Origin of the sequence: Aeromicrobium terrae (assembly GCF_008039565.1) — a bacterium.
Taxonomy (GTDB): Bacteria; Actinomycetota; Actinomycetes; order Propionibacteriales; family Nocardioidaceae; genus Aeromicrobium; species Aeromicrobium terrae.
Genome location: NZ_VDUX01000003.1, coordinates 72,277 through 84,222 on the forward strand (window position 1 = coordinate 72,277; position 11,946 = coordinate 84,222).

General features: G+C 70.8%; 12 protein-coding genes. 3 read left to right on the forward strand and 9 right to left on the reverse strand.

The genetic code is table 11. The annotated features are described in order from the left end of the window. Positions 1–71: 71 nt before the first annotated feature. Complete coding sequence (locus tag FHP06_RS07010) at positions 72–776, forward strand: hypothetical protein (protein ID WP_147685235.1); 705 nt, start codon at positions 72–74, stop codon at positions 774–776. On the opposite strand, the gene aspA is transcribed toward FHP06_RS07010, so the two are convergent. From aspA to FHP06_RS07025, 3 genes are all read right to left on the reverse strand, one after another. Next, positions 767–2,176: an aspartate ammonia-lyase gene (aspA, locus tag FHP06_RS07015; RefSeq protein ID WP_147685237.1), complete on the reverse strand. Its 1,410-nt coding sequence runs from the start codon at positions 2,174–2,176 to the stop codon at positions 767–769. The genes FHP06_RS07010 and aspA overlap by 10 nt on opposite strands. A 63-nt stretch (positions 2,177–2,239) precedes the next feature. Further along, positions 2,240–3,343 (reverse strand): branched-chain amino acid aminotransferase, encoded by a 1,104-nt coding sequence (locus tag FHP06_RS07020; protein ID WP_147685239.1) that lies wholly within the window; start codon positions 3,341–3,343, stop codon positions 2,240–2,242. Positions 3,344–3,386: 43 nt separating this feature from the next. Further along, entirely contained in the window at positions 3,387–4,457 is a 1,071-nt protein-coding gene (locus FHP06_RS07025; protein WP_147685241.1) for a 3-isopropylmalate dehydrogenase, read from the reverse strand. A 494-nt stretch (positions 4,458–4,951) separates the two neighbouring features. Here FHP06_RS07025 and FHP06_RS07030 point away from each other — a divergent pair, with 494 nt between their 5' ends. Then, entirely contained in the window at positions 4,952–5,515 is a 564-nt protein-coding gene (locus FHP06_RS07030) for an O-methyltransferase (protein ID WP_147685243.1), read from the forward strand. Here the strand turns inward: FHP06_RS07030 and yczE are convergent. Both yczE and FHP06_RS15950 read right to left on the reverse strand, forming a co-directional pair. After that, positions 5,496–6,158, reverse strand: a complete 663-nt coding sequence (gene yczE / locus FHP06_RS07035) for a membrane protein YczE (RefSeq protein WP_147685245.1) — start codon at positions 6,156–6,158, stop codon at positions 5,496–5,498. The two genes, FHP06_RS07030 and yczE, sit on opposite strands and share 20 nt — an antisense overlap. Further along, positions 6,158–6,307, reverse strand: coding sequence for a hypothetical protein (locus FHP06_RS15950; RefSeq protein WP_187271826.1), 150 nt, complete (start codon positions 6,305–6,307; stop codon positions 6,158–6,160). Before FHP06_RS15950 ends, yczE begins: the two co-directional genes overlap by 1 nt. A gap of 60 nt (positions 6,308–6,367) precedes the next feature. Here FHP06_RS15950 and yczR point away from each other — a divergent pair, with 60 nt between their 5' ends. Beyond that, positions 6,368–7,795 carry a MocR-like transcription factor YczR gene (gene yczR / locus FHP06_RS07040; RefSeq protein ID WP_147685247.1) on the forward strand — a complete coding sequence of 476 codons (1,428 nt, stop codon included), beginning with the start codon at positions 6,368–6,370 and terminating at the stop codon, positions 7,793–7,795. Here yczR and FHP06_RS07045 read toward each other — a convergent pair. Genes FHP06_RS07045 through FHP06_RS07060 form a run of 4 tightly spaced genes read right to left on the reverse strand, consistent with a single transcriptional unit; the run spans position 7,785 to position 11,925 of the window. Then, positions 7,785–8,558 carry a putative protein N(5)-glutamine methyltransferase gene (locus tag FHP06_RS07045; protein WP_147685249.1) on the reverse strand — a complete coding sequence of 258 codons (774 nt, stop codon included), beginning with the start codon at positions 8,556–8,558 and terminating at the stop codon, positions 7,785–7,787. The genes yczR and FHP06_RS07045 overlap by 11 nt on opposite strands. Next, on the reverse strand, positions 8,545–9,573 hold the full coding sequence (gene ilvC / locus FHP06_RS07050) for a ketol-acid reductoisomerase (protein ID WP_147685251.1): 1,029 nt from the start codon (positions 9,571–9,573) through the stop codon (positions 8,545–8,547). The genes FHP06_RS07045 and ilvC overlap by 14 nt, the downstream gene beginning before the upstream one ends. 13 nt (positions 9,574–9,586) lie before the next feature. Continuing rightward, a complete protein-coding gene (gene ilvN / locus FHP06_RS07055; protein WP_147685253.1) occupies positions 9,587–10,126 on the reverse strand; it encodes an acetolactate synthase small subunit in 540 nt (179 codons plus the stop codon). Next, positions 10,123–11,925, reverse strand: a complete 1,803-nt coding sequence (locus tag FHP06_RS07060) for an acetolactate synthase large subunit (RefSeq protein ID WP_407921280.1) — start codon at positions 11,923–11,925, stop codon at positions 10,123–10,125. The genes ilvN and FHP06_RS07060 overlap by 4 nt, the downstream gene beginning before the upstream one ends. Positions 11,926–11,946 lie beyond the last annotated feature (21 nt).

Below are 11,946 nucleotides of genomic sequence, written 5' to 3' on the forward strand. Positions count from 1 at the left end.
TGCTTACCCGTCGCGCCTGTCAATGATGATGACGATGTGCTGCATGGCCGAGAGTCTAGACTGGCCGCTCTATGAGCACCAGACCCGTCCCGGTGCCTGAGCGGCTGACCATCGCGTTCGTGGTGCTCACCGCCGATCCGCTGGACCGCGACGACCTCGTTCCCCTGCCCGAACGGACGCTGCTGCGCCTGCGCGGGAGCAGCGTGGCCGACCTCGATCGGATGACGGAGCTGCCGCACCAGCGGCTGGTCTCGGCGACGCTCGAGCCGGACCAGGTCCGCGACGTCTGGCACGAGCTGCGCCGCGAGGCCCTGGCTCTCGCGGCCGAGCACGACGGTCTGGCCCTCGACCTGCAGATCCCGCGCGTCGTGACCGGCAGCCCCGGCGACCCGGCCCCGAACGCGGTCGACTGGTTCTCCTTCGAGTACGACCCCGAGCGACCCGAGGACATCCGCACCCACGGCCTGACCGTGCTCGGCCTGCCGGAGATCGTCGTGCACGGCGTGCCGGAGGACCGGCGCCCGATGTACGACATGGTCGTCGTCGGCCTGGTGCAGCGGCTGCTCGAGGAGTGGCCGGAGAACGACCCGGTGGGCCCGGCTCACGTGACGCTCGCCGACATCGCCGCCGGCTACGAGGGCGACCTCTCCCCCGCGCCGGGCGCCCAGCCGGGCGTGGGCGTGCTCATCGACTACGACGCCGACGAGCACGTCCTCGTGGCCGAGGTCGTGGACGACCCCCGCTCGGCCCTCTTCGGCGGCGGCCCTCAGGCCTGAGGCGGCGCCAAGTTGGCGAGCGTCTCCGGCCGCAGGATCGCCGCGAGCTCCTCCGGCGGCAGCAGGCCCTTCTCCAGCACCAGCTCGGCGACGCCGCGCCCCGTGGCGAGCGCCTCCTTGGCCACTTCGGTGGCGGCCGCGTAGCCGATGAACGGGTTCAGCGCGGTGACGAGACCGATGGAGTTCTCCACCTCGCTGCGCAGCAGCTCGCGGTTGGCGGTGATGCCGTCGACGCACCGCGTGGCCAGCACCAGGATCGCCTCGCGCAGCCGGTAGATGCCGGCCGACAGCGAGTAGCAGATGACCGGCTCGAACGCGTTGAGCTGCAGCTGGCCGCCCTCCGCCGCCATCGAGACGGTCACGTCGTTGCCGATGACCTGGAAGGCCACCTGGTTGACGACCTCCGGGATGACCGGGTTCACCTTGCCCGGCATGATGCTTGACCCGGCCTGGACCGCCGGCAGGTTGATCTCGTTGAGCCCGGCGCGTGGCCCGGACGACAGGAGCCGCAGGTCGTTGCAGATCTTGGAGAGCTTCACGGCGACGCGCTTGAGCACACCGGACAGCTGGACGAAGGCACCGCAGTCCTGCGTGGCCTCGATCAGGTCGACGGCGCTGACCAGCGGCAGGCCGGTGAGCTTGGCCAGGTGCTCGCACGCGATGGGCACGTAGCCGACCGGGGCGTTGAGCTGGGTGCCGATGGCCGTGGCGCCGAGGTTGATCTCGTGCAGCATCATCACGGCCTCGGACAGCCGGCTGTGGTCCTCGCCGAGCATGACGCCGTACGTGGCGAACTCCTGGCCCAGCGTCATGGGCACGGCGTCCTGCAGCTGCGTGCGGCCCATCTTGAGGACGTCGCGGAACTCCTCGGCCTTACGCATGAACGACGCCTGCAGGATCTCCATCGCCGACAGCAGCGAGTGCGTGGCGAGGATGATCGCGATCTTGATGGCCGTCGGGTAGACGTCGTTCGTGGACTGGCTGAGGTTCACGTGCTCATTCGGGTGCACGTGGTGGTAGTCGCCCTTCTTGTGCCCGAGCAGCTCGAGCGCGCGGTTGGCGATCACCTCGTTGGCGTTCATGTTCGTGCTCGTGCCGGCCCCGCCCTGCATGACGTCGACGACGAACTCGTCGTGGAGCTCGCCGGAGCGGATCTCCTCGCACGCCTGGCGGATGGCCGCGAACCGCTCGTCGTCGAGCAGGCCGAGCTGGTGGTTGGTGGTGGCAGCGGCCTCCTTGACCGCCGCCAACGCCTCCACCAGGAACGGGCTCACCCCGATCGGGATGCCCGTGATGGGAAAGTTCTCCAGCGCCCGCAGGGTGTGGATGCCCCAGTAGGCGTCGAGCGGAACCTCGCGCTCACCGATCAGATCGTGCTCGGTGCGGGTCGCGACGGTCATGCAGCCTCCTTCGTGGTGTGAAAGTGACTCACGTCACCTCATCCAACCACGCCGGAGTGCCGCCTACGGACCGAGGACCCGTGTCATCCAGTTGTGCCGGTCGGCGGCGCGCCCGTACTGGATGTCCACCAGTGCGGACCGCAGGTCCATCGTGACCTTGCCGGCCTCGCCGTCGGCCGCGACGGCCTCTCCGCCGTCCCACTTCAGCGACTTGACCGGAGTGACCACGGCGGCCGTGCCGCACGCGAAGACCTCGGTGATGGAGCCGTCGGCCGTGCCCTCGCGCCACTCGTCGATGCTCACGCGGCGCTCGACGACGTCGTGGCCGAGGTCGCGGGCCAGCGCGATGATCGAGTCGCGCGTGATGCCCTCGAGGATCGAGCCGGACAGCGACGGCGTGACGATGGAGCCGTCGGCGTGGACGAAGTACAGGTTCATCCCTCCGAGCTCCTCGACCCACTTGTGCTCCGCGGCGTCGAGGAACGCCACCTGGGCGCAGCCGTGCTCGGTGGCCTCCTGCTGCGGGAGCAGGCTGGAGGCGTAGTTGCCGCCGCACTTGGCGGCACCGGTGCCGCCCGGGCCCGCCCGGTTGAACTCGGTGGAGAGCCAGATGGAGACCGGCTTCACGCCGCTCGGGAAGTAGGCGCCGGCCGGCGACGCGATCAGCCCGTAGGTAACGTGCTGGGCCGGGCGCACGCCGAGGAACCGCTCGGACGCGAACATGAACGGACGGAGGTAGAGGCTGCGCTCCTCGCCGCGCGGGACCCAGCGGCCGTCGACCTCGAGCAGGGACCGGATGGAGCCGATGAACCACTCGGTCGGGAGCTCGGGGAGCGCCAGCCGGTGCGACGAGCGCTGCATGCGCTCGGCGTTGGCCTCGGGCCGGAACAGCCAGGTGGAGCCGTCGTCGTGGGCGTACGCCTTGAGGCCCTCGAAGACCTCCTGCGCGTAGTGCAGGACGGCGGTGGCCGGGTCGAGCGACAGCGGGCCGTACGGGACGATCCGCGGGTACGCCCAGCCCTCGTCCGGCGTCCACTTGGCCAGGAACATGTGGTCGGTGAAGTGGTTGCCGAACCCCGGGTCGGCGAGGATCGCGTCGAGCTCACCGGCGGTCCGCGGGTGCGGGTTGCGTTCGACGGTGGGCTCGAACGGTGGGGCAGAAGTCATAGCAGTCACGGTAGTACTTTCTGGGTCGAAGGGTAAACGGTTGTTAACCAACCGCTACGCCTCCGGCCACGCGCGCTGCGATGGCCTCGCCCACCTCCTCGGTGCGCCGTGCGGTGGTGCCACGGTCGGCGATGTCGGCCTCGACGGCCGTGGTGATCCGGGCCGCCGCCTCGGGCAGGCCGAGGTGCTCCAGCAGCAGGGCGCCGGAGAGGATCGCGGCCGTCGGGTCGGCCTTGCTCTGGCCGGCGATGTCGGGGGCCGAGCCGTGGACCGGCTCGAACATGCTCGGCGCGGTGCGGTCGGGGTTGACGTTGCCGCTGGCGGCGAGGCCGATGCCGCCGGTGACCGCCGCGGCGAGGTCGGTGAGGATGTCGCCGAACAGGTTGTCGGTGACGATCACGTCGAAGCGCGCCGGGTCCGTGGCCAGGAAGATCGTGGCCGCGTCGACGTGCAGGTAGTCGGTGGTGACGTCCGGGAACTCGGTCGCGACGGCGTCAACCGTGCGCTTCCAGAGGTGGCCGGCGTGCACGAGGACGTTGTTCTTGTGCACCAGCGTGAGCTTCTTGCGCGGGCGCGCCTGGGCCCGGGCGAAGGCGTCGCGGACGACGCGCTCGACGCCGAAGGCGGTGTTCACGCTGACCTCGGTGGCCATCTCGTGCGGCGTGCCGACGCGGATCGCGCCGCCGTTGCCGACGTACGGGCCCTCGGTGCCCTCGCGGACGACCACGAAGTCGATGTCTCCCCGATCCGTGACGCTGCCGGCCAGCGGCGTCGGGACGCCGGGGTACAGCTTCGACGGCCGCAGGTTGACGTAGTGGTCCAGCTCGAACCGCAGCCGGAGGAGCAGACCACGCTCGAGCACGCCGGACGGCACACTCGGGTCGCCGATGGCGCCGAGCAGGATCGCGTCGTGGCCGCGGATCTCCTCGAGGACCGTCTCGGGCAGCGTCTCGCCGGTCGCGTGCCAGCGCCGCGCGCCGAGGTCGTACTCGGTGCGCTCGAAGGCGACGTCGTGGTCGGCGGCGACAGCGTCGAGCACCGTGAGGGCCTGCGAGGTCACCTCGGGGCCGATGCCGTCTCCGGGCACGACGGCGAGCGAGAAGCGGGTGGTCATGGCGTCATCCTAGGCAGCGAGTCTCAGGATCTGAAACTCGCGTCCGAATTCTGGACGATCAGTTGTCGTCAGGTCGGTCGAGGGGCTCGACGTCGAGGACCGGTGCCTCGTCGCGCAGATGAGCGGGGCCCCATTCGATCAGCTGGGGGTCCATGGTGAGTCTCCTTGGTCTCGGGATACGGGTGATGTGGGGTCCGGACGGACCGACGATTCCGTCGGGGCCACTTGCCCGGTGATCAACCGAGAGTTCAGGAGAGTGAGATCAGGTCGTGATCATCGATCCCTGCGGCGGAAACGTCGGGCCAACGCCGGAACTCCGCGGCAGGGAGCGGCCCTATGAGGCCCTGCCGCGGCAAGCGATGACTACGAGCTGCTTCCGCACGAGCCCAGCATAACCGCTGAAAGGCCCGCTGTCGGGCACTTCGGGTCGGCGCGTCTCATCGAGCGAGACGTGATCGGGCTGCGCCGCGGCGCCAGCGTGCGAGACTGACGCCGTGAGCGCACCAGCCGACGTCCCAGCCCTCGTGGCGAGCACGCTCGACCTCTCCCGGCAGCGAGGTTTCATCACCTCGACCCGGCACGAGACCGGTCGCCTGCTCGCGGCGCTCGCCGCGTCCCGTGAGGGCACGCTGGCCGAGCTGGGCACCGGCTGCGGCGTCGGGTCGGCGTGGCTGTCGAGCGGTGCGCGCAAGGGCGCCCGCATCGTGACGGCCGAGGTCGACCCCGCGTTGGCCGAGGAGGTGCAGAAGCTGTTTGCCGACGTCGAGAACGTCGACGTCGTCGCCGGCGACTGGACCACGCTGGAGCAGTACGCCCCGTTCTCGCTGCTGTTCGTCGACGTGCGCGAGGTCATGGAGAGCATCGACGTGCTGGCCGACCTGCTCGAGACCGGCGGTATCGCGGTGCTAGACGACTTCGAGCCGTCCACGTCCTGGCCGCCGATCGTCGACGGTCAGGTCGACGGCGTGCGCGAGCAGTGGCTGACCGACGACCGTTTCACCGCCGTCGAGATGCTCATCGATCCCGACGCCTCGCTGCTCATCGCGACGCGTCGCTGACCGGGTCCCTCAGCCTCACCTGCACCAGCGGCAGGAACAGCTGCACGGTCGGGCCGATCGCGATCGCGTAGAGCACGGTGCCGAGGCCGACGGTGCCGCCGAGGAGGAAGCCCACGGCGAGCACGGTCAGCTCGATGAGCGTGCGCCACAGCCGGATGCTGCGGCCGGTGCGGCGGACGAGGCCGAGCCACAGGCCGTCGCGGGGACCGGTGCCGAGGTGCGCCCCGATGTAGAGCGCGCCGGCCAGGCCGTTGCCGGCGATGCCGACGACCATCAGGGCGATGCGCGCCCAGAGCTCGTCCGGACGGTCCACCAGGGCCAGACCCGCGTCCGCGGCGAGGCCGATGAAGATGACGTTCAGGATCGTGCCCAGGCCGGGCACCTGGCGCAGCGGGATCCAGAGCAGGAGCACGAGCGCGCCGACCACGTTGACCACCTGGCCGAACGTCAGCGGCACGTGCTCGGCGACGCCCTGGTGGAACACGTCCCACGGGTCGAGGCCGAGGTCGCCGCGCACCATCAGGGCCATCGTGAAGCCGTAGAGCACCAGGCCGACGACGAGCTGGACGAGGCGCCGTGGCATCCGGCCGGCCCGGAGCTGGCCGATCGGGCTCAGCACGTTCGGCTCGTAGGACGCGGCCATCAGTGGCCGACCGTCCAGGGGTCGTCCTCGGTCTCGTGCCGGTGGCTGCGCGGCGGCGGCCGGTGCCCGTACCCGTCCAGACGCACCGTCTCGACCAGTGCGGCGAGGATGCCGACCAGTCCGACGACGAGGAGCACGAGCAGGAGCATGAGGCCAGTCTGGTGACAATTGGCCCTTTTCTACAGGTCCAATCGTGAGAGAGTGGCCTCATGGCCATGACCCTGTCCGCGGCCCGGCTCGCCGGCATGCTGACCGCCCCCACGGCGCCCGCCTACCGCGACCTTGCCGAGCAGATCCGCATGCTGATCGTCGACGGCCGGATCCTCGACGGCGCCCGGCTGCCGAGCGAGCGCGAGCTCGCCGCCGCCACGGGCCTGAGCCGCACCACCACCACCCGCGTGTACGCCGAGCTCCGCGACGCCGGCCTGATCCAGTCGCGTCGTGGCTCCGGCAGCGTGGTCCATGTGCCGTTCGCGACCTCGAGCGCCAGCAGCCTCATCGTCGAGGCGGACGACGACTCCACGATCGCGCTCACCTATTCGGCGCCGGTGGCGCCCGCCGGTCTCGGGCGGGCCTACGAGACCGCGATCGACCGCCTGCCGGGCCTCCTCTCCACCACCGGCTACCTGCCCGACGGGCTGCCCGTGCTGCGCGAGCTGATCGCCGAGCGGTACACCGCGCGTGGACTGCCGACCACCCCCGACCAGATCGTCGTGACGAACGGCGCGCTGGGCGCGATCTCGCTCGTCGCGCGGGCGTTCGTCGGCGCCGGGGACCGCGTGCTGGTCGAGCCGGTCAGCTACCCGCACGCCCACGAGGCCCTCGTGTCTGCGGGCGCGCGACTGACCACGATGCCCGTGGGCGAGACGCCCTGGGACCTCGAGTCGGCCACCGCGACCCTGCGTGGCGCGCGGCACCGGGCGGCCTACCTGATCCCGGACTTCCACAACCCGACGGCCGCGGTGATGGACGGCGGTACGCGCGAGCGGCTCGCCCACGAGCTCCGTCGCGGCGAGACCCTGGCCGTCGTCGACGAGTCGCTGCGCGACGTCAATCTCGACGGCGTCGACCTGCCGCCGTCCTTCGCAGGGAACGGGCGCACCACGCTCTTGGTGGACTCGGCGTCGAAGACCTTCTGGGGCGGGCTGCGGATCGGCTGGATCCGGGCGCCGCACGACCTGGTGATGCCGCTGATCCAGGCGCGCATGACGCACGACCTCGGCACGGCGCCGTTCGAACAGCTCGTGCTGGCCGAGCTGCTGCAGGACCCCGAGCCGGTGATCGCCAGCGCGATGGCGTCATTGCGGACGCAGCGGGACCACCTGCTCGCCGCCCTGGCGACGCACCTGCCGGACGTCGGCGTCCGCTCCCCTGCCGGCGGGCTGTCGCTGTGGGTGACGCTGCCCGAGCGGACGTCGACGCACCTGGTCGCTGCTGCGCGGGACCACGGGCTGCTGCTGACGCCCGGTCCGCGGTTCTTCACCTCGTCCCCGGCGGCGGGCGAGGGCTACCTGCGCCTGCCGTTCACCCAGGAGCCGGACGTGATGGACGAGGCCGTCCGCCGGCTCGCCCTGGCAGCCGCGGGCCGCCCGGCCGACGACTCCCCCGTCGGCCCCCGCCTCGACCTCATCGCCTGACGCCCACCACGGCGGTGGCGTCGCGGTCGTCGTCGGTGACGACCTCAGCCGTCAGGCCGGCCTGCTCCATCGCCGCGACGGTGAGGGCCGACTGCTCGCGTCCGGTCTCGATGACGAGGTGGCCGGCCGGTCGAAGCCAGGCGTGGACGCCGTCGATCACGCGGCGGTGGACGTCGACGCCGTCCGCCCCACCGTCCAGGGCGACCCGCGGCTCGTGGTCGCGGGCCTCGGGCGGCATCGCGGCGATGGCGTAGGTGGGCACGTACGGCGCGTTCACGACGACCACGTCGACCCGGCCGCGCAGGTCGTCGGGCAGCGCGTCGAACAGGTCGCCCTCGTGGACGGTGCCGAGTCCGTCGAGGTTCGCCCGGGCGCAGCGCACGGCCGCGGCGTCGACGTCCGCGGCGTGCAGCTCCACGCCGGCACGACGGGCGACCGCCCGGCCGATGGCGCCGCACCCGCAGCAGAGGTCGACGAGGACCACCCGCTCCCCCTCGAGCAGCCCCACCGTGACGTCCACGAGCAGCTCCGAGCGGCGCCGTGGCACGAAGACGCCCGGCTCCACAGCGACGCGCTCGCCGCAGAACTCCGCCCAGCCCAGGATCTGCTCGAGCGGCTCACCGGCAACGCGCCGGGACACCAGTGCCTCGACCTCGTCCGGGGACGACGAAGCGCCTGCCAGCAACCGGGCCTCGTCCTCGGCGAAGACGCACCCGGCCGCCCGCAGGCGCTCCGTGATGTCGCTGACGTCAGCGGGCAGCAGAGCCCTCGACGTAGTCGGAGTCGTCGCTCTTGACCCAGGCCATCAGGCCGCGCAGCTCCTTGCCGACGGACTCGATCGGGTGCTGCGCACCCTTCTCGCGCAGCTGCTTGAACTCCGGCGCGCCGGCGTCCTGGTCGTCGATGAAGCGCTGGGCGAACGTGCCGTCCTGGATGTCGGCGAGCACGGCGCGCATGTTCTCCTTGACGCGCTCGTCGATGACCCGCGGGCCGGACACGTAGTCGCCGTACTCGGCGGTGTCGGACACGGACCAGCGCTGCTTGGCGATGCCGCCCTCGTACATGAGGTCGACGATCAGCTTGAGCTCGTGCAGGCACTCGAAGTACGCGACCTCGGGCTGGTAGCCGGCCTCGGTCAGCGTCTCGAAGCCGTACATGACCAGCTGGGAGACGCCGCCGCACAGCACGGCCTGCTCGCCGAAGAGGTCGGTCTCGGTCTCCTCGGTGAACGTGGTCTTGATGACGCCGGCGCGCGTGCCGCCGATCGCCTTCGCGTACGACAGCGCGAGGTCCCAGGCCTTGCCGGTGGCGTCCTGCTCGACGGCCACGATGTCCGGGACGCCGCGACCCTCGACGAACTCACGGCGCACGAGGTGGCCGGGGCCCTTGGGGGCGACCATGCAGACGTCGACGCCGGCCGGCGGCTTGATGTAGCCGAAGCGGATGTTGAAGCCGTGCCCGAAGAAGAGCGCGTCGCCGTCGACGAGGTGCGGCTCGATGGACTCGGTGTAGAGCTGGCGCTGCTTGTGGTCGGGGGCGAGCACGACGATCAGGTCGGCCTCCTCCACGGCCTCGGCGGGCGTCAGGACGCGCAGGCCCTCGGCCTCGGCCTTGGCGCGGCTGCGCGAGCCCTCCGGCAGGCCGACGCGGACGTCGACACCGGAGTCGCGCAGCGACAACGCGTGGGCGTGGCCCTGGCTGCCGTACCCGATGACGGCGACGTGCCGGCCCTGGATGATGCTCAGATCTGCGTCGTCGTCGTAGAACAACTCGGCCACGGGGGTTCTCTCCTCAGATTGCAGTGGACTGCTGGCCCGGAACGGCCCGCAGCGTGCGGTCGGTGATGGACCTGGCGCCGCGGCCGATGGCCACGCGCCCGGACTGGGCGATCTCGCGGATGCCGAACGGTTCCAGCACGTTCAGCATGGCAGTGAGCTTGCCGGAGTCGCCGGTCGCCTCGATGGTGACGGCGTCGGTGGCGACGTCGACCACCTTCGCGCGGAACAGCTGGACGGTCTCGAGCACCTGCCCGCGGGTCTGCGGGTCGGTCTTGACCTTGATGAGCATCAGCTCGCGCTCCACGGCGGCCGTGGAGTCGAGCTCGACGATCTTCAGGACGTTGACCAGCTTGTTGAGCTGCTTGGTGACCTGCTCCAGCGGGAGCTCGTCGACGTTCACGACGATGGTCATGCGGGAGATCTCGGGGATCTCGGTGGGACCGACGGCCAGCGACTCGATGTTGAAGCCCCGCCGCATGAACAGGCCGGCGACGCGCGCGAGCGCGCCGGGGGTGTTCTCCACCAGGACGCTCAGGGTGTGTTGGGTGGTCACAATTCGTCGTCCTCCCAGGATGGCGCGAGGTCGCGCGCGATCTTGATGTCGTCGTTGCTCGTGCCGGCGGCCACCATCGGCCACACCATGGCGTCGCGCTCGACCACGAAGTCGATGACGACGGGGGCGTCGTTGATGCTGAGCGCCTTCTGGATGGTCTCGTCGAGGTCGGCCTCGTCGTCGCAGCGCAGGCCGATGCAGCCGTACGCCTCGGCGAGCTTGACGAAGTCCGGGATGCGGCGCGCGCCGATGTCCTCGCCGCCCGTGTTCAGGTCGGTGTTGGAGTAGCGGCCCTCGTAGAAGAGCGTCTGCCACTGGCGCACCATGCCGAGCGAGGAGTTGTTGATGACGGCCACCTTGACCGGGATCCCCTCGATCGCGCAGGTGGCGAGCTCCTGGTTGGTCATCTGGAAGCAGCCGTCGCCGTCGATGGCCCAGATGACGTTGTCGGGCTCCCCCACCTGGGCGCCCATGGCCGCGGGCACGCAGTAGCCCATCGTGCCGGCGCCGCCGGAGTTCAGCCACTGCCGCGGACGCTCGAAGTCGATGAAGTGCGCCGCCCACATCTGGTGCTGGCCGACGCCGGCCACGTAGGTGGCCTCCGGGCCGGTGAGCTCGCTGATCCGCTCGATCACGCGCTGCGGCGACAGGCCCTTCTCCGGGCGGTCGTAGCCGACCGGGAACTTCGCCTTCACGCCGAGCATCTGCTGCTTCCACGCGGTGTAGTCGCCGACGAGGCCGTCCTCCTCGGCGATCTTGCGAAGCATCACGACGAGGTCGGAGATGACCTCCTTGCAGTCGCCGACGATCGGGACGTCGGCGGTGCGGTTCTTGGAGATCTCGGCCGGGTCGATGTCGGCGTGGATGATCTTGGCCTCGGGCGCGAACGTCGACAGCAGGCCGGTGACGCGGTCGTCGAAGCGGGCGCCGAGCGAGATCAGCAGGTCGGACTTCTGCAGCGCCGTCACCGCGGCGACGGACCCGTGCATGCCCGGCATGCCGAGGTGCAGCTCGTGCGAGTCGGGGAACGCACCGCGCGCCATCAGCGTGGTGACCACGGGGATCTGCGTGAGGTCGGCGAGGACGGCGAGCTCCGCCGCCGCCTCGGCCTTGATGACGCCGCCGCCGACGTACAGCACGGGGCGCTTCGCCGCGACCATCAGGCGCGCGGCTTCGCGGACCTGCTTGCCGTGCGGGCGTGTGGTGGGCCGGTAGCCCGGGAGGGCCAGCTCGTTGGGCCAGCTGAACGTGGTGGCGTTCTGGAGGGCGTCCTTGGAGATGTCGACGAGCACCGGGCCCGGGCGGCCGGTCAGGGCGATGTGGAACGCCTCAGCGATCGTGCGCGGGATCTCGTCCGGGTCGGTCACCAGGTAGCTGTGCTTGGTGATCGGCATCGTGATGCCGCGGATGTCGGCCTCCTGGAACGCGTCCGTGCCGATGGCGCCGCTGGGCACCTGGCCGGTGATCGCGACGATCGGGACGGAGTCCATGTGCGCGTCGGCCAGCGCGGTGACCAAGTTGGTGGCGCCGGGTCCGGACGTGGCCATGCAGACGCCGACCTTGCCGGTGACCATCGCGTAGCCCTGGGCGGCGTGACCGGCGCCCTGCTCATGGCGCACGAGGATGTGGCGGATCGCCTCGGAGTCGAACAGCGGGTCGTAGGCGGGGAGGATCGCACCGCCCGGGATGCCGAAGATGACGTCGACGCCGGCGTGCTCGAGGGACCGCACGAGGCTCTGTGCGCCCGTCATCGTCTCGAGTGCGGTGGCCTGCTCCGGGGCCGTTCCGGTCATGTCCATCTCCTGGTGTCGTCCTGCAGG